Consider the following 24,312-nt stretch of genomic DNA (forward strand, 5'->3'; position numbering starts at 1 on the left):
ATTATTTTTCTTTTGAATATGATATTTTTAATACTGCTCTTCTAGTTGTGTTTGCAGTTTCGTTCCCATCTAATAATGTAACCCCTCTAGGATTCCAATTGTAGGTTTTTACATTTGTATCTAATGAATTGTTAGTTCCAAAAGCGTTATCAGTAGGAGTATTGTAAACTTTTAATATTAAAGGTGAAATGTCATCTGTAGTATTACTTAACAAATCCGAAATATAATCAGTTATTCTAAAATTGTATTTATTAGGTTTGTCATCTGTCAATTCTAAATTACCTCCAAAGAGACTAGACAGTTTATATGCATCTGTTATTTGAGTAGGTGTTGTCCCTCCATTACCGTTATCTTTATTTTGATAAATAAATAACCTTTGAGGAATTATATTTTTATCTGTGTTAATATTTTGATTAATATAAAATGTTAGTGAAGCATCGTTAACTAACCAATTGTTGGCTCTTAATTCATCTAGTTTTGCTTGATCTAAAATTTTTACCTTCGCCATTGTTCCAGCTGTTCCTTGTACTATGAAATTATTAGCAGGAGCAGGTGTAACTACAGGACTCATATTATAAATACTGTTTCTTATACCAGTTAAGGGGAAAGAATATGTATTAGGTAAAGTATCTTTTAGAACTAAATTTGTTTGTCCATCCTTCTTTTCAAAGGTTGTAATTGTGTAATGAAAATCTAATGTTGCTGAAGCATTATTACCTAAAAGATTTAAAGGAACCATAGAACCGTCAGCTCCTTCGGCTTTTACAATTAAACCTCTGAAATAATTGTTAAAGGCATCAGAATTAGAGAATTCACTGTCTTTAAACTTGTCCCAAAAAATCTCTTTCATGCGAGTCATGTTTAAAGGAATTGCTAAAAATGGTGCTTTGTTAGCAAGTTTAATAGTATCTTTATAAGTGTTACCGTTGCTAATATTTCTAGTTAAAACCAACATTGTGTCTACTGGACTTGGTTTAAAATCAAAACTACTACCTTCATTTAATAATTCTGACTCTATGTAGGGATAGTTAGATTCAAAACTATTTTGAACAGCTGGGTTACTTGGGTTTAATGTATTTAAGAAAGTATTATTTCTGTAAATCTTTAATGTTGTAGCGATGGTTGAGTTACCCAATACAGAGTCTAATCTAAACTTAGGTTTTCCATCAGATTCTTTACCAATACTAGTAGCAGTATAAGGTAATTTAAGTATTACTTTATCAAGTCTATATATAGAGTCTATTTCTCCGTTGTTAACAGCAGCTTTTACATCTGCTGTTTTTGGATTCGATAAAAAACCTAATTGACTGATGAAAGAAGATGCTATGCTTTTGTAGTTGTTATTTTTATATACTCCAAGCCAATACTCCTCTAATCTCCCTATAGCAATATTATCTGCTCTAACACTTTCAAGATTTAAAGTAGGGTCGGTAGTGGGAGTAATTATTTCTACATCTAATAAAACCTCGCCAGTTTCAAATTTTGTATTATTTACAACACCACTTCCTATGTCGTTAAAGTCTTTTTCACATGATGTAATAGCTGCCAAACATAGCAAGCTAATACCTAAAACACCAATTTTTCTAATCATTTTGTATATTATTCGCTTAATTCTAAAACGTTCTCTTTATAAAATTCTAAATAAGCTTCAGTTAAAGCTTCTTCCGATTGAAATTCTAAGACTTTTGTGTCTTTTTTGTTAATATAACTTTCAATTTCTTCAGGTAAAACTTCGCTACCTTTTACAACAGCATCTGAATTTTCAATAGCGCTCTTTAAAATATTAATATAGTTTGGTGTTTCTACAGTTGATACTTTCGCTCCTTCAATTTTGTCAAAACGAATTTTATTAGCAAGTTCACCATTTAATTCACCATCAAAGCTACTATTGTAAAGCGAAGTTACAATCTTACTTTCTGCAAACAATGGTTCTTCTTTATAAAATTCTCTTAAATATAATGGTAGTAAAGAAGCCATCCATCCATGAACATGGATAATGTCTGGAGCCCAGTTTAATTTTTTAACTGTCTCCACAACTCCTTTAGCAAAGAAAATCATACGTTCATCGTTATCGTTAAATAACTTATCATCTTCATCAGAATAAACAGCTTTACGCTTAAAATACTCATCATTATCAATGAAGTATACTTGCATTCTTTCTTTTGGAATAGAAGCAACCTTGATAATTAAAGGCATGTCCATGTCGTTAATAATTAGGTTCATACCCGATAAACGAATTACTTCGTGTAATTGATGTCTTCGTTCATTTATAACCCCAAATCGAGGCATAAAAATACGAGTTTGAACTCCTTTAGAATGTGCATTTTTAGCAACGTTAAATGCAGTAGACGATAATTCTGTTTCTGGTAAATAAGGTGTTACCTCAGAAGAAACATATAGTATTCTCTTATCCTTCATTAAATCTGTCTCTTTTATTGAAGGTGCAAAAATACGAAATTTTATGCTAAAATGGTGTTAAATTGCTAATTTTGCACGTATTCCAAGGATTAAAGAATGAAAATATTCAAAAAAAAATCAGAATTAATAGATTTTTTATCTAAACAAAAAGCAGAGGAGAAATCAATTGGATTTGTACCTACAATGGGGGCTTTACACGAAGGACATCTATCTCTTGTTAGGAGAGCAAAGAAGAAAAATGATATCTCAGTAGTAAGTATTTTTGTAAATCCAACTCAGTTTGATAATAAAGAAGACTTATTAAAATATCCAAAAACATTTGACAAAGACGTTGAGTTATTGGAAAGTATAAATTGTGATGTACTCTTTTTTCCATCTGTAGAAGAAATATATGAGGAAAATATAGTGTCGGAAAGTTTCGACTTTGATGGTTTAGAACATCAAATGGAAGGTAAGTTTAGAGATGGACACTTTGATGGAGTTGGCACTATAGTTAAAGCATTATTTGAAATAGTAAGGCCTGATAAAGCTTATTTTGGAAAGAAAGATTTTCAACAATTACAAATCATAAAAAAATTAGTTAAAAAATATGGTTTGCCTGTGAAAATTAAAGGGTGCGATATTTATAGAGAAAAAGATGGTTTAGCTATGAGCTCTAGAAATGCTCGTTTAACAGAAGAACATAGAAATGTAGCTCCTTTTATTTATAAAATGTTGAAGAGAGTAAAGAAAAAATTTGGCGTAAAAGATGCAAATGAATTAACGGAATGGGTAAAGAAGCAGTTTAAAAAAGAAGCTTTATTAGATTTGGAATATTTTACTATTGCAGACGAAAAAACTTTAGAAACCGTGACGACTTTTGAACCTAAGAAAAAATATCGTGCTTTTATAGCCGTTTTTGCAGGAGATATTCGTTTGATTGATAATATCAAGCTGAAATAATTTCGTCAAAAACAACTTATTAATCATCAAAAAACAACTATTTTTGTTCCATGTTAGTTCAAGTAGTAAAATCTAAGATCCACCGAGTAAAAGTTACTGGTGCCGATTTAAATTATATAGGAAGCATTACCATTGATGAAGATTTAATGGATGCTGCAGGTATTATAGAAGGAGAACGTGTTCAAATTGTAAATAACAATAATGGAGAACGTTTAGAAACTTATGCTATTCCTGGACCGAGAGGAAGTGGAGAAATTACGTTAAATGGAGCAGCTGCAAGAAAAGTAGCTAAAGGAGACGTATTAATTTTAATAGTTTATGCTTTCATGGAATTAGAAGAGGCTAAGAAATTTAAGCCATCTTTAGTATTTCCTAATGAAGCGGATAATACCCTTACTTAATTTTGAATTTTAAAAAAGTCTTAAAAATTATATTGCCTCTCGTTTTGGGAGGTTTTTTAGTTTGGTATTCATTGTCAAAAGTATCTTTAGATACTTTATTACAATATTTTAAAGATGCCAATTATTGGTGGATTGCTTTAGGATTGTTTTTTGGAATCTTAAGTCATTTATCAAGAGCCTATCGTTGGAAGTTTTTATTAGAACCAATAGGTTATAAACCCGATTTTGGAAATAGTACAATGGCCGTATTGGTAGCTTATTTAGTTAATTATGCAGTACCAAGAGCAGGTGAGGTTTCTAGAGCTGCTGTAATGACCAACTATGAGAGTATTCCTTTTGAAAAAGGTTTTGGGACCATAGTAGCAGAAAGAATAGCCGATGTTGTAATGATGTTATTAATTATTACAATTACATTATTTGTTCAGTTTGATTTCATATATGAACTTTTAACTAAAAATTTTGACCCAATAAAAATTGGAATTCTTCTAGTTTTATTGGTCTTAGGAGGTTTTGTTTTTACTCGTTATGTAAAAAAAGCACAATCAGGAATTGGTTTAAAAATTAAAAGTTTCGTTTCTGGTTTGGTAGAAGGTGTTACGAGTATCTTTAAAATGAAACACAAATGGGCATTTATTTTTCATACGGTATTTATTTGGGTAATGTACGTAATGATGTTCTGGGCAACAATTCCAGCAATAGAAGGATTACAGGTTCCTTTTGGAGGAGTGTTAATAGGATTTATTGCAGGAGGATTTAGTATTGCGGCTACAAATGGGGGTGTTGGTTTATATCCAGTAGCAGTAGCAGGAGCTTTGGCTTTATTTGGAGTTTCAGAAGAGCCAGCGACAGCTTTTGGATGGATAATGTGGACTGCTCAAACAGCTATGATTATTGTGTTTGGAGGATTAGCATTTTTACTTTTACCACTTTACAACAAAAAATAAAAAAATGTAAGTAGGGTTTTTTAATCGTGATTCGTTTACCTAAAAAATAATTTAAATAAACAGTGAATCATGATGAATATAATTAGAAAACCAAGCTTAGTTTTAATGTTAGTTACTTTATTAGCTTCTTGTAATGATAACGATGAATTAGTTGTAGAAAATAGTGCTAATAATCCTTTAAATGCTAAAATTGAATTTAAGAAGGCCAAAGGATTAGATATCCAAGTAATAGGAACAAGTGATGATAAAACAGCCGAATATGAGTGGGAAGTTGTTGATGAAGTAGAAAAGAAAGCACAACGTTACAAAGCGACAAATAAAGATGGTAAAACAAATTTACATTGGGGCCCAAGATTAGGAGTTACAAAGTTTACCTTAATCATTACCTCTAAACAACAGCAAGAGCCAATTAAAGTAATGAAAGAGTTTACAAGAACTCAAAAAGAAATTGACGACCATAACGGTAAATAAGTTATAGAAAAACCAGAGTAAATTTACTCTGGTTTTTTATTGTTGTGATATATTTGTTGAATAAACAAAACAATAATGGCTAAAACCAAAACAACTTTCTTCTGTCAAAACTGTGGAACACAACATGCGCAATGGGTAGGGCAATGTAATACTTGTAAAGAATGGAACACTATTGTTGAAGAAGTAATACAGAAAGAAGAAAAAAGAAGCTGGAAAACGCCATCAAACAAACAAAAAACAACTTCTAAACCTCTTAAAGTGGAAGATATTCAATTGAATCTTGAAGAGCGCGTAGAAACTAAAAATAATGAGTTAGATACGGTATTAGGAGGAGGTATTGTTAAAGGAGCAGTTGTTTTGTTAGGAGGAGAGCCAGGTATAGGGAAATCAACATTATTATTACAGATTGCTTTAAAAATTCCTCAAAAAGTATTGTATGTTTCAGGAGAGGAGAGTCAATCGCAAATAAAAATGAGAGCAGAACGTTTAGAGGCAAGCAATTCAAATTGCCTAATTCTTACTGAAACAAATACACAACAAATATTTAAAAATATAGAAGAGGTTCAGCCAGATGTTTTGGTAATTGATTCTATTCAAACATTACATACAAATACTATAGAAGCATCGCCAGGAAGTATTTCGCAAATTAGAGAGACTTCAGCAGAGCTTATAAAGTTTGCCAAAGAAACTTCGACTCCAGTACTATTAATTGGACATATAAATAAAGAAGGTAATATTGCAGGACCTAAAATATTAGAGCATATGGTTGATGTAGTATTACAGTTTGAAGGTGATAGAAATCATACCTATCGAATTTTACGTTCTCAAAAAAACCGTTTTGGATCTACGGCAGAATTAGGAATTTATGAAATGTTGTCTAGTGGATTAAGAGAAGTATCTAATCCTTCAGAAATTTTAATATCAAAAAAAGATGCCGATTTAAGTGGAACCGCAATTGCTTCAACGCTGGAAGGAATTAGACCGTTAATGATTGAAATTCAAGCTTTGGTTTCTACAGCGGTATATGGAACACCTCAGCGAACCACTACAGGGTATAATTTAAAACGATTGCATATGATTCTTGCGGTGTTAGAAAAACGAGCAGGTTTTAAATTAGGAGCGAAAGATGTCTTTTTAAATGTAACAGGTGGTATTCATGTAGATGATCCTGCGATTGATTTGGCAGTAGTAGCAGCTATTTTATCATCAAATCAAGATATGGCGATTAATCCAAATGTTTGTTTTGCTGCAGAAGTAGGTCTAGCTGGAGAAATTAGACCAGTATCAAAAATAGATCAACGTATTATAGAGGCTGAAAAATTAGGATACAAAACTTTTGTTACTTCTAAATATAATAAGATTGCAAGTAGAGACCATTCTATAAAACTAATTTTGGTTAGTAAAATAGAAGAGGCTTTTGCTACGTTGTTTGCTTAATTAATGTTCGTTTTTTATAGATTTATCTTTTCAAGATAATAACCACCTTCAAACATATTAATAGAGATTATTTTGTTTTCGAACAACTCAATAAATAAAGGAGTTGAGCTTACAGGGTATTTTTGCTCTGTGGTATTGAAATTCCCTTTATTATATGCATAAATACTGTTCATTTTAGGAACGGCAAAATATATTTTATTGTTGCTTGATATTTTTGCATCTCCAAAAATACTAGAGTTATTATATTGACCTACTGTGGTTTCACTATGGTTTTGATAGTCAATTTCAGATTGATGACCAAAATTACTACTGATAAAGTAAGTTTTGTCAGGTGATAAAACAAACAATTTACTGTCGATTCGGGATTTATTAAAAGAAAAATCGATAGAGACATTTTTGCCACTAACAGAAAGTTTTCTTGTAGCGGAAGAATTTTGGTACTCTAATCCATTCCAAGTTAAATAGAAAAAATAATTATCAAAAGCTTTGAATAATTTTGAGTTAAGGTGGGTTGTGTAAGAGCCATCTCTGTTTAAAACCGTTTTATTAACTCTATCGTATACAAAACGTCCTCCAGTGGTAACATGATTGTAAAAATGTTTTTCAATAAATAAAATGTGGTTGTCAATAGGAATTGCAGAAATTATGTTGTGATCGGTGTCTAAATCAATAACTTCTTTTATGTTATAGTCATTTAAGTTTACAATGTAGATTTTTCCATTTTCACTAGGGATGTATAAGTCTTCAATGTTTTTGTAACTTGCTATTGAGCTATGAAATAGCTTACTGTTTAATTCGATTTTCGATTTTATTTCCAGAGTATTGATATCAAAAAACACAATTTCTCCAGCTGGGTTAAGTAAAATAAGCTCATTGTTTTTATAAGGGTTTTTTAAAATTTGAGATGGCTTAAAATCAAAACTTCTAGGGTTATTAATAGATAAATAGTTTTTGCTGTAAATTGTCTTTCCATTAATCTTTTTAGAAACTGCGTATAGTAAATGTTTGTTTTTATGAAGAGCGTCATCTATAAAAAAGTTGTTGTTTTGGTTTTTTATAGGAGTAAAAGGAATTCCGTTTTTTACAATTAAATCACTAGAAGAATTAGAAATAGTGTAGTTTGTTTTATAAATATGAACTGTATATTCATTAAAATTCATGTTCTCGTCTTTTTCCCAAAGAATTTTTAGAGTACCATCGTTTTGTTTTTCAAGAGAAATTATTTCAAATGATAAATGAACATTTTCATGTGATTTATGGTTTATGCTTATTGTACTTTTAATAGTATCCTCATCGTCTAAATATTCTGTAACTACAGCGTAACCAATAAATGAGTTAAAAGGAATATTGGAGTCTGTAAAACTATTGAGAAGATGATTGTCTATTTCTTTAATAAGTTCCCCAGAAAAAACAATTTTATTTGGAGTAAAGTAAGTGTTGTTATGTGAATCTAATCTATAAATTTTATACTTTAAAAATTTTTTAATTATTACTGGTTTCCATTGTAATGCTATGATATTATTAGTTTCGGTTAAACTAATTAACTCTGTTTGTGGATTGAAAATAGCATTGTCAGGAATTAGTACTTTATCTTCGTTTTTTGAACAATTTGCAAGGATTAAGAAGGTGAAGATTAGTGTGTAATACTTGATTGTACTTGAAAATGAGTAAAATGATAGGTTGTTTTCTTTCTTTTTCACAATTTAATTTTTCACAAAATTAAGTTTTTGTGGTTGCTACTCCAAGTAAAATAAAGAAAGTTTTAATAGTTTGTTTATGTGAAATAAATACTGATTTTTAATTTAGATAAATGAAACTACATCAAAAGGATTTTACCCAATGATTGATTATTTGGAGGCTAAACTATAAGATTCAGAAAAAGTAATCAAACTCAATTTTGTAAATAAAAAAACTCTTACGCATTGTAAGAGTTTTTCTATAGTTATAAGGTTTCTTAACAGCATCCACCACCATCATAGTGATAAGTAGATTCTGAGAAATAAATATCATCTCTGCCTAAAGCTTGTAAAGCAGCAGCAGTTTTATCGCAAATAGCTAATGGTTGATTTTTTAATAATGTATGTCCAGCTCCATCATCAAAATAATCTTCATCACCGTAATAAATAGCAGCTTTTCCTGTAAATACACAAGGACCATCTTCTGGCATTGGATCTTTGATAGCTGCTACTTCAATAGATTCAATGTAAATTAACTCATCAGTTGGATAATTCTTAGGGTCTAAAATTCTATAAGGTTTTCTTGCTCTAATTTCAATAGTTCCAAAACCTGCATCAGTCAACATTTTTACATATTCAGCAATAGGTAAGCTTCCACTTAAACAAAGGGCACGTAAACGCTCGTCGTTACGTAAAGTTTCGTTCATAGGTTGCTCACATGTAGGGTCGCTCATTACTAAACGCCCGTGTGGTTTTAAAACACGATACATTTCAGCAATAGCTTTCTTTAAATCTTCAGTTTTAAAGATATTAAATAAGCAGTTTTGTGCAGCTACATCAATAGAATTGTCTTCTACAGGTAGATTTAAGGCGTCTCCTTTGCGTAAATCAACAAACTCACTTTTAAACCAATCGTTTTGCTCTTCAGCAACTTTGAAGTTTTTGCGAGATGCTTCAAGCATTTCATCTACTACATCTAATCCTATAACACCACCTTTGTTTCTGTTGAAATAAGAAAACTGTAATAGTTCCATTCCACCACCAACTCCTACGTATAACATTTTAGGATTATTGGTTAAATCACGTGCATGTACTGTAGAACCACAACCGTAGTTCATTTCTTGCATAATACGTGGAATTTTTAATCCAGGTAATTCCCATATTGGATTGGTAGTACAGCATAAACCAACATCAGGTGTTAGTGCAGCTTCTTTGTATACATTATGTGTTGTATCTAAATAACTCATTTTTGTTTTTTTAATTTAGTGTCGATGAATGCATCAACAGAAAAAATATCTAATTCACGGGGTAGTATTAATAAACTTACTAAAAGTATAGTTCTGTACATTACATGAGATAAGTCCCAAATAGGTTCCTTTAATCCATGTCCAATTGTTACGATAACTAAAATACTAGCTAAAGCATATAAAGCATAGTCTCTTTTAAAGCCAATAACTAACAAAAAACCAGCAATTAATTCAATAATAGAAGTATAATATGCTGTAAATAACAATAAAAAATCTGGAAGTAAATCGCCATAACTAGCTAAGAAAAAGTTTTTATAAACTGCGTCTAATCCAAATTTAAACACTTTACCAAATCCTTGAAAAAAGAAAATGAATCCAAGAATCAAACGGATGGTTGTTATTGCTATTTGTTTATTTTTTTGCATTAAATGTTTTTAACTAATTCTTTAAATAAGGTAATCATTTTAGGTTCTGCTTGCCCGGCTATTGCAATGATTTCTGCAATATCGACAGGTTGTAAATTTTTAGGGTCACACTCATCTGTCAATACAGAAATTGCTGCACAAGGCAAGTCTAGTTGTTTAGCTACAATTACTTCAGGAACTGTGCTCATACCAACAGCGTCAGCTTCTAATATTTGTAACATTCTGTATTCAGCTCTGGTTTCTAATTGAGGGCCTACAACACTAGCATATGTACCTTCATGCAATTGTATGTCGTTAGTTTTTGCGATATCTTTCAATAAAGCATTAATTTTTTTCGAATACGGCTCTAGCATGTCAGCAAAAATATTTCCAAACTCGTTAGCGCCTTTAAAAGCTAATGGCGATCCACCTTGTAAATTGATATGATCTTCAAGTAACATTAAATCTCCTTTTTTATAAGAAAGATTAACGGCTCCAGCAGCATTTGAAACTAATAAAGTTTGAATTCCTAAAGCATGCATTGTACGAATACCATAAGTTACTTCCCATAAGTTATAACCTTCGTATACATGGAAACGTCCAGACATAACCAATACTTTTTTTCCAGATAAATCACCATAAATTAATTTTCCAGAGTGAAACTCAACAGTAGCTTGAGGAAAGTGTGGAATTTCTGAATAAGGAACTTCATGCTCTATTTCAATTTCATCTACTAGTTTACCTAAACCAGTACCTAATACAATTCCTATTTGTGGGTTTGTTATTCCTTTATTTTGAAGAAACTCTTGCGTTTCTTGTAAATCTAATTGTTTTTTTAGCATTTTGATTTTATGTTTGTCGTTACGATGTACAAAGTATTTCCTTTATACTGTTCGAAATAGTTTTTATAAAAATTGTTCGAACGCAGGGTTACCTTTAATGTCATTAAAAACATCTACATCGTTTAAGGTTTCTAACAAATGTACTGAAACGTTTTGTAAATCGTTTAAAGTGTCTTGTCTTACGGTAGAAGTGCCCCAAGCTTTGTTTTTAAATACTTCAGAATGTAGTTCTTTCATTCCTAAGAGATAGTATCCGCCATCTTCGGCAGGGCCTATGACAATATCATTTGAATTTAATTTTTCAAAGGCTTCATTAATATGATTTGGCTTTAAATCGTATAAATCACTTCCAATGATTAAAACCTTTTCATAATTTTTGTCGAAAGCTTCTTGAAAAGCGTTCTTCATTCGTATACCTAAATCATCACCGTTTTGTTGACGTTTTTGATAATTCGAAGCATCCCAAATATCATTGTTTCTAACTTTTACTGAATAATAAACGGCTTTATCACAGTTTAAATCTTGTGTAACCTCTTTAGTGTGGTTCAACAAGAATTTATAAATGTTTAGTGCAGATTCGTCGCCAATTGTTTTTGCTAAACGTGTTTTAACTTTTCCTAGTTCTGGGTTTCTAGTGAAGATTAATAGTAAGTTTTTACTCATAAATTTTTTCTCCTTTATGTAACCACTTTCCCCATTCTTTATTAAAGGCGTGGATTTTTGTAGTAGGTTTATTTTCTTTATTAACAACAGTGTTGTTTTGGTTTTTCCATTCAAAAATACCACCGTATAAATTATAAATATTTGAAAAACCAGCATTACGTAGCTTTTCGGCAATATCTTCAGAACGAATTCCAAGTGAGCAGTATACTACGATTTTAGTGTTTTTGTCTTCTGGAAGCTTTTTTAAGGTGTTTTCTAAGTTAAAAAAGTCATATCCAACACAAATAGCATTTTTAAGATGGCTTATAGCAAATTCTTTAGGTTCACGAGCGTCTAGTAAAATTGCTTTTTGGTCTTTAGCTAAGTCATTTACAGAAATATAAGGAATGCTTTCAGTATTGTGTTTTTTTAATAATTGCTTTAAGTTTTGTTGAGAGAAACAATTCATTGAAAATAACAGGCAGAATAATAAAGTATGTTTTACATTTGCTGCTTTTAAAAACTGAAATTGATATGAAAAAAACTTTAAAAACATTATTTTTATTATTGGTTGTCTTTACATTACAGTCTTGCGAAGAAGAAGTTCCTTGCAAAGGTAAAACAACAACCTATACTTTACCAGATGGATCAACAAGAACTATAGAAGGACCTTGTTTTGAAAATATTTAAAATGATGAAAAGTTCCCTGTTAAGGGAACTTTTTATATGTTAAGCAACAGTACCTTGACAACTACTTCCTGCACCGGCGGTACATCCGTAGCAATGTTGGTTAATAATAATATTTCTGTTTTGAATAAGCTCTTCGTTGTATTCTGAAATATGTTTTACTTTGCTATCTACTTTTAAATTTAACATTTGGTTAAAGTCACAATCGTACAAATAACCATCCCAGCTTATAGATAATGTGTTGGTACACATTACATTTTCTACTGCCATAGGATTGTATGCTTCTACCAATGCATACATATAATCTTCATAGTTTTCAGAAGCAATTAAATAATCTAAAAATCTACTAATAGGTAAATTTGTAATGGCGAATAAGCTGTTAAAATCAATGTTGAAATCTTCTTTTAAAGCTTTTTTAAAGTCAGACTCTAAAGCAGCTTGATCTCCAGGTAAAAATGCTCCAGAAGGATTGTATACTAAATCGAGTTTTAAGTTAGTTCCTTCAATACCATAACCAACATCATTTAGCATTTGAAGAGCTTTTATAGATTTGTCAAAAACACCATCACCACGTTGTTTATCGGTTTTTCCACGAGTCCAATGTGGCATTGAAGATACTACGTGAACGTTATGTTTTTTAAAGAAATCAGGTAAGTCGTAAAACTTTTTATTAGCTCTAATAATAGTTAGGTTAGAACGTACAATAAAATCTTTAATTCCAGCTTTTGAAGCTTCTTCAACAAACCACCTAAAGTTAGGATTCATTTCAGGGGCGCCACCAGTTAAGTCTAACGTATGAGCACCAGTAGTTTTTATAACATCTAAACATTGCTGCATGGTTTCTTTGGTCATAATTTCTTTACGATCAGGACCAGCGTCAACATGACAATGTGCACAAACCTGATTACACATATATCCTAAATTAATTTGTAAGATTTCTAATTTATTAGGACGTAGTGGAAACTGATTTGTTTCTTTTATTTTTTTAGCGAATGTAGGTAGTTCACCGTCAGCGAAAATTCCATTTGATAAAATTTCTAACTGACGTTGAGTGTTTGCTAAATCGTTATTTCTTGCTAAAAGCGATTTCTTCATTTGTATATATTATTCTATCAGGTCGAGCGCAGTCGAGACCTAAGTAGTATCTCTCGACTGCGCTCGAGGAAACATTTTTTGAAGAAGGGATAATTACATTTCTAATTTATTCACCTTGTTCATCATTTGAACTCCGTGTACCAAAGTAGCTCCACTTTTTATAGCAGCTCCTACATGAATAGCTTCCATCATTTCTTCTTTGGTAATTCCACGTTGTAAACCATCTTTTGTATAGGCATCTATACAGTACGGGCATTGCTCTGTGTGTGCTACAGCCAATGCAATTAAACTTTTTTCTCTTGCGGTTAAAGCTCCTTCTTCAAATACTTTACCATAATAATCGAAGAACTTGTTTCCAAGTTCTTCACTCCATTCTGTTATTTTTCCAAACTTACGTAAGTCAGCCGGATCATAATATGTTTTAGACATATGTTTATTTTAAGTTGAAAAATAAAAATACTACTTTCCGTTTAAACTCCAATCATATTCTAAGAATCGAACCTTGGCTTTAGGGTCTATCTTGGTGTTTGAATATTTGTTTAGGAAATCAATTAAAGATCCTTTTTTAGTAAAATCACCTTTAAACCACTCAAATATTTTTGAAAGCTCAACTTTATTTTTACTAATCTTATTTCTATTGGTGTCATTAATAAATTTCTTCATTAAATCTTTTGTCTTGGCTTCGTAATTAGCTTCTGTGAAAGCAAAGTTTCCTAATTGAGGACAAGAACCCGAAGCGCAATTTACACCTACATGTATTTTAGGATCGTTATAATCTTTACGTAAAATTTCGTGTTCAATATGATTTAATGTGTAAGATTTACCTCCAACTTTTGCAAAAGGAATGCTCCAAGCATCTTTTCCTTTCTTTTTTATTTTTAAAATACTTTTTAAAGGGTAGTTGTCTAAAATTAATTTAATAGTATAGGCATTATAAGCATTTACCCAAAAAGCTTTTGTTTTTGCTGCAGACCATGATTTTTTAGGAGAAGTTTTTGCTAAATAATCTAGGTAAATTTGCAATTTAGCTTCGTCTTTTTTGAATGCTTTATAGTTTACATTTCCTTTAGTGTTTACGTGTTTTTTTAATAGAGCATCGAAAGTTGATGTTTGACTATAAGAGGTTAAGAAAAAAGATAAACTTAATATTAGAAATAAATTTTTCATGCTTATTTGTTTTAAACTGTCTGTTTAGACGTTGACTTATGTAAGACATTACAAAGGAAATAATGTTTATAGTAAATGTTCTATTTTTGCAAAGCTAAAAAAGAAAATTGCTAATTTAATTTCAACAGTATTTTTATGATAAGACAAGTCATTGAGAAATGGGTTTTTATAAATTATTGCATGCAATATATAGGGTTATGGAATAAGTATGATATGCTTAATGGGGTTGTTCATGTGCTTAGAATTCAGATTTTTAATTTAGTGATGCCTTTTTTGACTATTCCATATTTCTATTTTGGAGGAAAGAGCGGCTTACCAGTTGTTTTAATAGGAGCTTTGTCTTTTTTTATTTCATCAAAATTAGTGCTCAAATTTGTCAAGAAAAATATAGATGTAGAAAAATTATCAAATTTATATGCTAAAACAAGTAGAGTTAAAAGGGGCTTAAACTTTATTTTTGGCTTTTTAATATCTATTTTATGTATACTTTTTCTTATTTTTTCATTTAAAATCTTAAATTATATTAGATAATAAGAAGAAAATAAAATGTAAGTTCATATGACTAGTTTAATTAAGTTTTATCTTAAAGTAAATTATTGTAGCCAAAAGATTGGTAACAAATATAATGTTGAAGGGGGAGTTGTTAATAAAATACTTTTAGAATGGTAGTTTATAACTTCTGGAATAGTTTTAGGAGGGTTGATTCTCTTGAGGGTAAGAAACGTTCTAGTCGCAGTTTTGATTATGGCTGGGTATGTTTATCTTTTTAGAACACTTTTAGCATTTAATATTTTTTATGTAACTGTAAAAAAGGGCTTAAAAGCATGCTAAATCGCTTCGTTTACACCTTTTAGGAATAATTTAAAACCAGAGGTTTTTGTGAGATAACAATAAAGGTTATACTTTTGTTTTATTATAAAAAACAAATTGCTAATTTTCAAAGATACTTTTTATGAAAAAAATGTTTTTCAGCATTGCTATGCTTTTATGCGTGTTTGTACAAGCGCAAGAATTACCAAAGATCGTACCACCTTCTCCCAATGCTTCATCACTTCATGTTTATGGTAATAATAGTGTTAACTATTATTCAGGAACAGTAGGAGTTAGTATTCCAATTTACACGATAAATGATAATGGTATTACAGTTCCAATTACGTTGCGTTATACTGGAGGTAATGGTATACGTGTTGATGAACAATCAAGTTGGGTTGGATTAGGCTGGGCATTAAATACTGGAGGAGCTATTTCGAGGGTAAAGAGAGGTACTGCTGATGAATCTACGGATGGTTTTATGAGTTATAACAGTTTACCAAAAGAGGAGTTAGATTCAGGTGGTAATGTTGTTAATTCATTAGAATTGTTAGAAATTTCACAGGGAAAGAGAGATGGAGAGCCAGATAAGTTTTCTTATTCGTTACCCAGTGTATCAGGTAGTTTTTATATAAATTATGATGAAAAAATTCATCTTAAGCCATTTAAAAATGTGCTAATAACTCATAAAAGAGGAGGAGTCAGTTCAGAAATTAGTTCCGCTAATTGTATTCCTAATGGGAATTTAAGAAGTTTTGAGGTTGTAGATGAAAAAGGGACTGTATATACTTTAGAAGATAAGGAATATAGTAACTCTAGGATGCTAAATGGAGCTTTTTTGAATAAGATAGGTTATCCATCGAGTTGGTATTTATCTAAGATAGAGAATAAATTAAAGACAAATTCAATTACTTATGAGTATGAACCTTATGTATACAAAATACTTAGGTTAAGTAGTAATTTTCAATCGACTGAAGAAATAGATAGCTATTCAGAGGAAGAGTATGTAGGTAAACGATTAAAGAAAATAAATTTTTCAGGAGGAAGTATAGAGTTTGTAAAAAGTGCAATAACAAGAAAAGATATAGCAAATGAGAGTGCATTAGAATCAATAATTGTACGTGATACAAAAGGAAAACAAATAAAGAAAATAGTTTTTGACTATGGTTATTTTACAAATAATTCATTGGTTCCTTATAACTCTAATATAGCAGTTAGTAATGCTAATAGATTGGTGTTAAATTCTGTAAAAGAAGTTTCATTAGACGGTCAAGAAAAAGGGAGACATGATTTTATTTATAATACCTCTCATTTTTTACCATCTACATTTAGTAAGGCAAAAGACCATTGGGGTTATTACAATGGCCAAGTTAGCAATCAGAAATTTCAACCAAAGCATTTTTTTGAATGGTATAATGGAGTGACTAATTCATGGAATATAGGTCTTTACGGTGAGTCTAATAGAGATCCTAATAGTACTTACGCAGCATCAGGTATCTTAAAGAAAATTATTTATCCAACAAAAGGGTCAACAACCTTTGAGTACGAAGGAAATCAAGCAAAAGATGCTCGATTAGCTAATAGGTTGATAGAGAAGAACACTAGTTTATATAAAATTTATAATTCGAATGACAGTAGTACTTATGTAGATTTTAGGGTTGATTTATATTCAAATTCTGTTCCAATGACTGAGGCTGTTATAAATGCATTTAATTATTATCCAGATCAATGTACACCTACAGTTTATATAAAGAGTTTGTCAGATGATAATAAGGTTTATACATTTTCTTTTGCAAGTCAAGGAGGACCCTCAGGGCCTGGTGGAGTAGGAATAGGGTCAGCATCAAGAAAAGTACTTTTACCTAAAGGTAATTACCGAGCTTATTTTGTAATGAACTCTACTACGATTAGTTGTGTAAATGCCGAACCAGCTACAATAGGAATAAGATGGACCAATGAACATAATGATGCAGATAAACCAGTAGGAGGAGTTCGTATAAAAAAGATACTAAATGATGATGGATTAGGTAATTTAACTACAAGAGAATTTATTTATACAAATGATGTAAATGAAAGCTCAGGAACAGTTACAAATGTTCCAGAGTATAGTTATCAAAATTACACTAAGGTAGGGAGTACATTTGTTCCATTATCTTATGCATTACGATTGAGTACTTCATCTTTACCATTAGTTACAGACCAAGGAAATACAGTTGGTTATAGTAAGGTAACAGAAATAGTAGGAGATGGTAGACAAGGGAAAACAGAATATTATTTTACAAGTTCTAAAGAGTATCATGATTCAAAGAATGGTTTTTTTGAGAGTAATAATCAGTTAGATAAATTTTATTATTCAGGAAAAGAAATAAAAACTACTCCTTTAGTAGAAGATAATTCGATGTCTTATTTACGAGGATTATTATTAAAAAAGATAGATTATAAGAGTTCAAATAGTGCTTATGTTAAAGTTAAAGAGGAAGAAAATATTTACAACAACCTTTATCATTACTATGATAAACCAGGAATGGCTCATGCGAAAGAAGTTTCTAGAATAGTAGAAGGTTTAAAAATAGATAATGGGAGTCAATCATTAAATAGTATAAAGAAATATGCTATTCATTCAGGGTATTCAGTTTTATCAGAACAAAGAGTTACTAGTTATTATAATGGGGAAAGTATAAGGAATACAACAAATTACCATTATCCAGAGAATGATAATATAGTGGTTCGTTTTTTACCAATAAAAACAGAAACTACAAACAGTAAGGGAGTTGTTTTAAAAACGGAAACCAAGTATGCAAAAGACGTAAATGATATAAAGCTAATTAATGATAACCGAATTTCGGAACCTATAGAAGTAAGCTCTTATAAAAAGGAACCTAACAATCCGGAAGCTTTATTGTCAAAACAAAAAACTATATATAATACTATTCACAATCCAGGAGGTTTGTATCTACCATCAAAAATCCAAACATCAAAAGGTACAGGAGTATTAGAAGACCGAGTAATTTACCATAGTTATGATGATAAGGGGAATCCAACAGAGGTAAGTAAAAAGGATGGAACTCGTATAGTTTATATCTGGGGATATCATAAAACACAACCAGTAGCCAAGATAGAAAACGCAACATTATCAGAAGTAACTGTTTATATAAGTAATATACAAGCAAAATCGAATGCTGATAATGATCGTACCATAGGAAGTTTAGGAAATGAAGGAGTTTTACGTAGTGCATTAAATGCTCTAAGAGCAGTTTCAGCTTTATCAAAAGCACAGATAACCACATTTACTTATGATTCATTAGTAGGGGTAACTAGTATTACAGACCCTAGAGGACAAACTATATATTATGAGTATGATAGCTTCAATAGATTAAAATATGTAAGAGATAATGAAGGTAAGCTATTAAAAGAAACAAAATACAACTATAAAAACTAACGAGCTATGAAAAAGTTATTATATGTATTCTTATTACTAAGTTGCTATAGTTATGGGCAGCAAAGTATTATAGAAAAGAAAGATTATACGGTAACAGGTATCACCACCTTAACGGCTACGCAAAGTATAACATTAAAGCCCTTAACATGGATTAAGCCAGGTTCAACATTTACAGCAAAAATAGTTCAAGCCCCTTATGTTCCTTTAGTTTTTAGTAATGAAAACTATGTGTTTAATAGAACGTATAGAAAAGCAATGACAAGTCCATCAGAAATTACTAGCTCCAGTGATGTATTAGAGAGTATTACTTATTTTGATGGATTAGGAAGAACAAAGCAAAGCATAGGTATCCGTCAAGGAACTAGTGGAAAGGATATTGTTACCCATATGGAATATGACGCTTTCGGACGTCAAACCAAAGAGTATTTACCCTATGCAGCAACTACACAAAACGGACAGATAAGAGCAGGGGATATCGCAACGGCTACTAAGTCGTATTACCAAGCTAATTATAGTGAAGATTTTGCAGGAGTATCTTTACCTAATGTAAATGCCTATTCAGAAAAAGAATTAGAGAATTCTCCATTAAACAGGGTGTTAAAACAAGCAGCACCAGGACAAGATTGGCGTTTAGGAGGAGGACATGAAATAAAGTTCGACTACCAAGCAAATGTAGACGGTGAAGTAAAAATATTTGGAGTAGCAACAGGGTTTGCAAACAATACTTACACACCAAGTTTAACAGGAGGAACCGCTTTTTATCCAGTAGGAACTTTATATAAAACAATAACTAAGGATGAGAATTGGACGTCAGGTTTAGATCATACTACCGAAGAGTTTAAGAACAAGCAAGGACAGGTAATTTTAAAACGTACCTATAACAATAGCCAAAAACACGATACTTATTATGTGTATGATGATTATGGAAACTTAACCTATGTGTTACCACCAAAAATGGAAGGGACTACAGCATCATTAGCTACCATAATAAGTAAGTTAAACGACTTAGGGTATCAATATAAATATGACCATAGAAACCGTTTGGTAGAAAAGAGGATACCAGGAAAGGGTTGGGAATATATAGTATACAATAAGTTGGATATGCCTGTAATGACGCAAGATGCAAATCAAAGAACAGAAATACCTAATGAATGGTTGCTTACTAAATATGATGCTATTGGACGTGTAGCTTATACAGGGATATATAACGATAATTCAACAAGAGTTCCTTTACAAAATGCTCTTTATAGTAATTCTTTTTCTCAATATGAAACAATGACAACTGTTTCTCAAAATATAAAAGGAGTTGATGTTTATTATACAAATGGCGCACTGCCTACAGGAGCTATTACTATTTACACTATTAATTATTACGATAACTATGTAGATTTACCAACAGGATTAACACCTACAGTAACTACAAGTTATGGTAAAACTTCAACAACAAATACCAAAGGATTAGCTACGGTAAGTAAAGTACGTGTATTAGGAACAAATAACTGGATTACAACGGTAACCTATTACGATGAAAAGGCACGACCAATTTATGTGTATTCAAAGAATGATGAATTACAAACAGTAGATATTGTAGAGAGTAAGTTAGATGATTTTACAGGAAAAGTCATAGAAACAAAGGCAATACATAAAAAGACAGGAAAAGCAGATATAGTAACTGTAGATAAGTTTTACTATGACAATTTAGATAGGCTAACCAAACAAACCCAAACTATAGGAAGCAATACAGAGGTAATAGCAGAGAATAGTTATGATGAATTAGGGCAGTTAATAGAAAAGAAAGTAGGAGGAAAAACAGCTCAGTCTAGATTACAAACAGTAGATTACAAGTATAATGTACGCGGATGGTTAAAAAACATTAACCAAGATGCGAATAATGACAATGATTTATTTAACTTTAGTCTAAAGTATAACGACATAACAGATGCTAAAAAACGTTTGTATAACGGAAACATTAGTCAAACAAGTTGGAATACTTTAAATACAGATACAAGTTCAAAAACATATACCTATAGCTATGATGCGCTGAATAGAATTACAAATGCAACGGGGGCTACAACCTCAAACTATGATATAGGAAGCATTTCTTATGATAAAAATGGAAACATTTTAACTTTAGTTAGAAAAGGACATATCAATAGTGCTGCAACTACTTTTGGAAATATGGATGTATTGTATTATTCCTATGACGCAGGAAATAAACTTACAAAAGTAAGAGATGACGGTAATGATATCTATGGATTTAAAGATGGAGCAAATCTAGGAACAGAATATGTTTACGATGCCAATGGAAATATGGTTCGTGATTATAATAAGGGAATAGGTACTTCATCGATAAATGGTATTACTTATAATCATTTGAATTTACCAACAGAGGTTAAGTTTAATAATTCAGATGCTCAAAAAATCAGTTATGTATATGATGCTAGTGGAGCAAAGTTGAAAAAGGTTGTTAATAACAATGGAAATATAACTACTACAGAATACGCTGGAAACTACATCTATGAGAATAATGTTTTACAATTCTTTAACCACCCAGAGGGCTATATAAAGAAAGACAATACAGGTTTCAAATATGTATACCAATACAAAGACCACTTAGGAAATGTTAGGTTATCATATACTGATAGTAACAACGATGGTGTTATTACTCCAAGTACTGAGATTATAGAAGAATCTAATTACTATCCTTTTGGTTTAAAACATAAAGGGTATAATAACGTAACTTCGTCACTTGGGAATTCTACTGCGCAGAAGTTTAAATACAATGGAAAGGAATTAGAAGAAGAACTTGGTTTAAACATGTATGAATATGGCGCTAGAAAATATATGCCTGATTTAGGTAGGTGGATAGGAGTAGATAAAAAAGCGGAAAAATATATGCCTGTTAGTCCGTATATTTATGGAGGGAATAATCCAGTTATATTTATTGACCCAAATGGAGAGGATATTATTATAGTTATAACAGGTAAAATAGTTACAAACGCTAAGAAAGAAGGTTTAATTAGTACTAGTAGAGGTAATTATTATATGTACGAAGTTAATATTTATGATGTTACATCTTATGATGATTGGAAAGCTTCTCAATCAGGAGATTTGATAGGTCCAGTTTATAAAGGAGAATCAAAGACAACTTCTTTGTCCAGAGACGCTTGGGGAGGTAAAAAGTATGGTAAAAGAAGTTCTAAGAGGTATGGGAAGAACAATGAAGCACCACCTGGAACTTATTATTTAAATTATAATAAAGATGGTTTTGGAAGTAAAAAACATAAATTGAGACTATCGGATACTAAGGGAGGGCACTCAATAGTTGGTCCAGATGGAAAGAGGATAGCAATTGATATACATGGATGGAGTCCTCATGATGCAGTTGGATGTTTTACAACTGGCTGTTCAGATAAGAAAAATAAAGGAGCTGATGGTTTTATTAGTCTATTACTATCTGCTTTAGAGAGCGGTGAAGATATACGAGTTATTGTTGAAGAAAGGAAGGCAATAAAAGAGGTGAAAAATGGAAAATATACTGGAAAATATAAAGGTGTTACCGATAAAGAGTATGAAGAATATCTTTTTTGGAAAAAAATCTCTGATAATATGGAAAAGAGGTATCAAAAATGGTTGAAAAATGGTATGGAAGGTAAATGGTAAAAAAAAGAATATTATGACTATTAAAAAAACATTGTTTTTGATTTGTATTATTATGCTGATTAATTGTAAAAAGAAACAAGAGAAGAACAACTTAATCACTAATCACACAAAGAGTACTTCAAAAAGTATTCAAATTAAGAAAGTAGATACATTGGATTTAAATGCTCTTGTGGGGCTATATTCAAAATCAAAAGTATCAGATACTATAATTCCTTTTACGGTTTATAAAACTAGTAAATCAGAAACTCTTTCTACAGAAGACTATGGATTTTACGAGTCTTATGATGTAAATAAAAAAAAATATGAAGCTACATTATTGAAAATGTTTAACCTTGATAAAAATCTAAATGATATTCTTATTAAAATTGAGCAAAATATAACTAAAGTTAGGAAATTTAACAGAGAGATTGTGTCTGATGATTATGAAGAATATAATAGTTTAGAAGGTGAAAGTTTTGCCTATTTATGTAATGTTAAAGACGATTTTGCTCTAAAGATGGCTGATAAAATTTTTGAAAATGAAAAAGCTAATAAGGAAGAGTTAAATAGAATTGCTGACTGGATACTCGAATCATTTCAAGACTCTACATATGTTAAAAAGATAAAATAACTAGGCAATCTAGTAAAATGGTGCTAGGTACTCTCTATTTATATCACGACAAAAGAGTTCTATTATAGTGAGTGAAATATTCATTTGTAGTCTTAATAAAGAATAATACTGTTGAAGAGATGTTATTAAATAGTTTTATGGCTTATGGTCTGTAAGGTTATGCTACTGTAGAAGATACTTCTTAGTAGTGAAGTAACATAATTAAAACAAGCAAGAAGATGGACTTAGGTTCATCTTTTTGTTTTTAACCTGATATATTAAAACTTAAATAAATCAGCCCCCGCTCCCGCTAGTTTGTAACTAGTGGCATGCATGAGTGATTCGTTAATAGATATTACTAAAACTACCCAATTATTCTCATTAACATTTCTATGTTTTTTTTATTTCCCCCGCTCCCGCTAGTTTAAAACTAGTGGCATGGAAGAGTGAATGATTCATTAATATATATATATATTACTAAAACTACCTTAATACAAATTAGGGTAGTTTTCTTATTTTAGATAAAAAATTGTAAAATGCTATGAGTTTCTCAGAGTTTAATTAAGTAAAAATTAAATGAGTTTACCATTAGTTATAGACTAGTGGCAACGTGAGATAAATACTTATCAATAAATTTAGATAAGAAATAAAAAGATTAGGAGTTTTAGGAATAGTAGTTTTAATTGGTTCATACTTTTATTGGAATCACAGGTCTGTTCAATTTTTTCCTGTTGATTTTAATAGTAAAGAATATGTAATAGTAGAAAATTCGCTGACTATAGATTTTTACAATAATTTAAAAATTGTTTTAAGCTATTATGAGGTAGAATTTAAGGAAGAAAAGAATACTATTTGGGTAAAGTATTCTACTTTTAAAGATAAAGAAATGTGCTACAATTATACTAAAAAAGCAAAAGATTCTATTTGGTTTTCTTCAAGATAACATCTCTCGTTAGTTGTATTTAAGTTTTATAAATAGAATTCCACACGATACAATCGTGCGGCAGCAGGGGGTAGATTTTATTAAATATTTGAAAATGAAAAAAAATTTCTTTTTGGTAGTAACTATAGTATTAGTACTGTCAATGTTTATAAACTGTGAGAGGAAAAAGGATGCGAATGATTCTAAAAAAAATAGAAAACAAGATAAACCCCCGCTCCCGCTAGTTTGTAACTAGTGGCATGTAAGAGTGAATAATTCGTTAATAGATATTACTAAAACTACCTTAACATTAATTAGGGTAGTTTTTTATTTTAGATGAAAAATCGGGTAGTGTAGTAAAATAGGTTATGAGATATTTCAAGATTATAAATGAATAAAAGTCAGTAGTTAGTAAAAATTCTAGCTACTGATTTTACAAGCCCCCGCTCCCGCTAGTTTGTAACTAGTGGCATGTAAGAGTGAATAATTCGTTAATAGATATTACTAAAACTACCT

20 protein-coding genes are annotated in these 24,312 nt (G+C 30.7%); 9 read left to right on the forward strand and 11 right to left on the reverse strand.

The features are described from left to right. Nucleotide 1: 1 nt before the first annotated feature. Together Q0958_RS04030 and Q0958_RS04035 are read right to left on the reverse strand one after the other, a co-directional pair. Nucleotides 2–1,591 carry a DUF4270 family protein gene (locus Q0958_RS04030; RefSeq protein ID WP_299119908.1) on the reverse strand — a complete coding sequence of 530 codons (1,590 nt, stop codon included), beginning with the start codon at nt 1,589–1,591 and terminating at the stop codon, nt 2–4. An 8-nt stretch (nt 1,592–1,599) separates the two neighbouring features. Further along, nucleotides 1,600–2,418 (reverse strand): glycogen/starch synthase, encoded by an 819-nt coding sequence (locus Q0958_RS04035; protein ID WP_299119911.1) that lies wholly within the window; start codon nt 2,416–2,418, stop codon nt 1,600–1,602. Between the two features lie 96 nt (nt 2,419–2,514). Between Q0958_RS04035 and panC the strand changes: the two genes are divergently transcribed. The 5 genes from panC to radA all read left to right on the forward strand — a co-directional run bounded on the left by panC (nt 2,515) and on the right by radA (nt 6,613). After that, nucleotides 2,515–3,360, forward strand: a complete 846-nt coding sequence (gene panC / locus Q0958_RS04040; RefSeq protein WP_299119915.1) for a pantoate--beta-alanine ligase — start codon at nt 2,515–2,517, stop codon at nt 3,358–3,360. A 50-nt stretch (nt 3,361–3,410) separates the two neighbouring features. After that, complete coding sequence (gene panD / locus Q0958_RS04045; protein ID WP_101903293.1) at nt 3,411–3,761, forward strand: aspartate 1-decarboxylase; 351 nt, start codon at nt 3,411–3,413, stop codon at nt 3,759–3,761. 2 nt (nt 3,762–3,763) lie between these two features. After that, a complete protein-coding gene (locus tag Q0958_RS04050) occupies nt 3,764–4,705 on the forward strand; it encodes a lysylphosphatidylglycerol synthase transmembrane domain-containing protein (protein WP_299119918.1) in 942 nt (313 codons plus the stop codon). A 69-nt stretch (nt 4,706–4,774) separates the two neighbouring features. Next, on the forward strand, nt 4,775–5,176 hold the full coding sequence (locus Q0958_RS04055) for a hypothetical protein (protein WP_299119921.1): 402 nt from the start codon (nt 4,775–4,777) through the stop codon (nt 5,174–5,176). 75 nt (nt 5,177–5,251) lie between these two features. After that, nucleotides 5,252–6,613, forward strand: coding sequence for a DNA repair protein RadA (gene radA / locus Q0958_RS04060; protein WP_299119924.1), 1,362 nt, complete (start codon nt 5,252–5,254; stop codon nt 6,611–6,613). A gap of 14 nt (nt 6,614–6,627) precedes the next feature. Here the strand turns inward: radA and Q0958_RS04065 are convergent, their stop codons facing one another. The 6 genes from Q0958_RS04065 to Q0958_RS04090 form a co-directional block, all read right to left on the reverse strand. Next, complete coding sequence (locus Q0958_RS04065) at nt 6,628–8,313, reverse strand: hypothetical protein (protein ID WP_299119927.1); 1,686 nt, start codon at nt 8,311–8,313, stop codon at nt 6,628–6,630. 254 nt (nt 8,314–8,567) lie between these two features. Continuing rightward, nucleotides 8,568–9,536 (reverse strand): arsenosugar biosynthesis arsenite methyltransferase ArsM, encoded by a 969-nt coding sequence (gene arsM, locus Q0958_RS04070; RefSeq protein WP_150899393.1) that lies wholly within the window; start codon nt 9,534–9,536, stop codon nt 8,568–8,570. After that, nucleotides 9,533–9,961, reverse strand: coding sequence for a DoxX family membrane protein (locus tag Q0958_RS04075; protein WP_299119934.1), 429 nt, complete (start codon nt 9,959–9,961; stop codon nt 9,533–9,535). Before Q0958_RS04075 ends, arsM begins: the two co-directional genes overlap by 4 nt. After that, on the reverse strand, nt 9,961–10,782 hold the full coding sequence (locus Q0958_RS04080; protein WP_299119936.1) for a purine-nucleoside phosphorylase: 822 nt from the start codon (nt 10,780–10,782) through the stop codon (nt 9,961–9,963). Before Q0958_RS04080 ends, Q0958_RS04075 begins: the two co-directional genes overlap by 1 nt. A gap of 63 nt (nt 10,783–10,845) precedes the next feature. Then, entirely contained in the window at nt 10,846–11,445 is a 600-nt protein-coding gene (locus Q0958_RS04085) for a TIGR04282 family arsenosugar biosynthesis glycosyltransferase (RefSeq protein ID WP_299119939.1), read from the reverse strand. After that, entirely contained in the window at nt 11,438–11,893 is a 456-nt protein-coding gene (locus Q0958_RS04090) for a rhodanese-like domain-containing protein (RefSeq protein WP_299119943.1), read from the reverse strand. The genes Q0958_RS04085 and Q0958_RS04090 overlap by 8 nt, the downstream gene beginning before the upstream one ends. A gap of 65 nt (nt 11,894–11,958) precedes the next feature. Here Q0958_RS04090 and Q0958_RS04095 point away from each other — a divergent pair, with 65 nt between their 5' ends. After that, on the forward strand, nt 11,959–12,114 hold the full coding sequence (locus tag Q0958_RS04095) for a hypothetical protein (protein WP_299119945.1): 156 nt from the start codon (nt 11,959–11,961) through the stop codon (nt 12,112–12,114). A gap of 39 nt (nt 12,115–12,153) precedes the next feature. Here the strand turns inward: Q0958_RS04095 and arsS are convergent, their stop codons facing one another. From arsS to Q0958_RS04110, 3 genes are all read right to left on the reverse strand, one after another. Next, nucleotides 12,154–13,206: an arsenosugar biosynthesis radical SAM (seleno)protein ArsS gene (gene arsS / locus Q0958_RS04100; protein ID WP_299119947.1), complete on the reverse strand. Its 1,053-nt coding sequence runs from the start codon at nt 13,204–13,206 to the stop codon at nt 12,154–12,156. Between the two features lie 93 nt (nt 13,207–13,299). Beyond that, nucleotides 13,300–13,635, reverse strand: a complete 336-nt coding sequence (locus Q0958_RS04105; RefSeq protein ID WP_086029663.1) for an arsenosugar biosynthesis-associated peroxidase-like protein — start codon at nt 13,633–13,635, stop codon at nt 13,300–13,302. Between the two features lie 30 nt (nt 13,636–13,665). Further along, on the reverse strand, nt 13,666–14,373 hold the full coding sequence (locus tag Q0958_RS04110) for a DUF547 domain-containing protein (protein WP_299119949.1): 708 nt from the start codon (nt 14,371–14,373) through the stop codon (nt 13,666–13,668). A gap of 952 nt (nt 14,374–15,325) precedes the next feature. On the opposite strand from Q0958_RS04110, the gene Q0958_RS04115 reads away from it, so the two are divergent. The 3 genes from Q0958_RS04115 to Q0958_RS04125 are packed head-to-tail and all read left to right on the forward strand — an operon-like array spanning nt 15,326 to nt 22,895. Beyond that, complete coding sequence (locus Q0958_RS04115; protein WP_299119952.1) at nt 15,326–18,622, forward strand: RHS repeat domain-containing protein; 3,297 nt, start codon at nt 15,326–15,328, stop codon at nt 18,620–18,622. A gap of 6 nt (nt 18,623–18,628) precedes the next feature. Further along, complete coding sequence (locus Q0958_RS04120; protein WP_299119955.1) at nt 18,629–22,285, forward strand: DUF6443 domain-containing protein; 3,657 nt, start codon at nt 18,629–18,631, stop codon at nt 22,283–22,285. After that, nucleotides 22,263–22,895, forward strand: a complete 633-nt coding sequence (locus Q0958_RS04125) for a hypothetical protein (protein WP_299119958.1) — start codon at nt 22,263–22,265, stop codon at nt 22,893–22,895. Before Q0958_RS04120 ends, Q0958_RS04125 begins: the two co-directional genes overlap by 23 nt. Nucleotides 22,896–24,312 lie beyond the last annotated feature (1,417 nt).

Origin of the sequence: uncultured Tenacibaculum sp. (assembly GCF_947499065.1) — a bacterium.
GTDB lineage: Bacteria > Bacteroidota > Bacteroidia > Flavobacteriales > Flavobacteriaceae > Polaribacter.

Excerpts from the sequence above, each read along its gene's own strand:
- Q0958_RS04030 (WP_299119908.1), bottom strand. The coding sequence starts at position 1,591 with ATGATTAGAAAAATTGGTGTTTTAGGTATTAGCTTGCTATGTTTGGCA.
- Q0958_RS04035 (WP_299119911.1), bottom strand. The coding sequence starts at position 2,418 with ATGAAGGATAAGAGAATACTATATGTTTCTTCTGAGGTAACACCTTAT.
- panC (WP_299119915.1), top strand. The coding sequence starts at position 2,515 with ATGAAAATATTCAAAAAAAAATCAGAATTAATAGATTTTTTATCTAAA.
- panD (WP_101903293.1), top strand. The coding sequence starts at position 3,411 with ATGTTAGTTCAAGTAGTAAAATCTAAGATCCACCGAGTAAAAGTTACT.
- Q0958_RS04055 (WP_299119921.1), top strand. The coding sequence starts at position 4,775 with ATGATGAATATAATTAGAAAACCAAGCTTAGTTTTAATGTTAGTTACT.
- radA (WP_299119924.1), top strand. The coding sequence starts at position 5,252 with ATGGCTAAAACCAAAACAACTTTCTTCTGTCAAAACTGTGGAACACAA.
- arsM (WP_150899393.1), bottom strand. The coding sequence starts at position 9,536 with ATGAGTTATTTAGATACAACACATAATGTATACAAAGAAGCTGCACTA.
- Q0958_RS04075 (WP_299119934.1), bottom strand. The coding sequence starts at position 9,961 with ATGCAAAAAAATAAACAAATAGCAATAACAACCATCCGTTTGATTCTT.
- Q0958_RS04080 (WP_299119936.1), bottom strand. The coding sequence starts at position 10,782 with ATGCTAAAAAAACAATTAGATTTACAAGAAACGCAAGAGTTTCTTCAA.
- Q0958_RS04085 (WP_299119939.1), bottom strand. The coding sequence starts at position 11,445 with ATGAGTAAAAACTTACTATTAATCTTCACTAGAAACCCAGAACTAGGA.
- Q0958_RS04090 (WP_299119943.1), bottom strand. The coding sequence starts at position 11,893 with ATGAATTGTTTCTCTCAACAAAACTTAAAGCAATTATTAAAAAAACAC.
- Q0958_RS04095 (WP_299119945.1), top strand. The coding sequence starts at position 11,959 with ATGAAAAAAACTTTAAAAACATTATTTTTATTATTGGTTGTCTTTACA.
- arsS (WP_299119947.1), bottom strand. The coding sequence starts at position 13,206 with ATGAAGAAATCGCTTTTAGCAAGAAATAACGATTTAGCAAACACTCAA.
- Q0958_RS04105 (WP_086029663.1), bottom strand. The coding sequence starts at position 13,635 with ATGTCTAAAACATATTATGATCCGGCTGACTTACGTAAGTTTGGAAAA.
- Q0958_RS04110 (WP_299119949.1), bottom strand. The coding sequence starts at position 14,373 with ATGAAAAATTTATTTCTAATATTAAGTTTATCTTTTTTCTTAACCTCT.
- Q0958_RS04115 (WP_299119952.1), top strand. The coding sequence starts at position 15,326 with ATGAAAAAAATGTTTTTCAGCATTGCTATGCTTTTATGCGTGTTTGTA.
- Q0958_RS04120 (WP_299119955.1), top strand. The coding sequence starts at position 18,629 with ATGAAAAAGTTATTATATGTATTCTTATTACTAAGTTGCTATAGTTAT.
- Q0958_RS04125 (WP_299119958.1), top strand. The coding sequence starts at position 22,263 with ATGGTATGGAAGGTAAATGGTAAAAAAAAGAATATTATGACTATTAAA.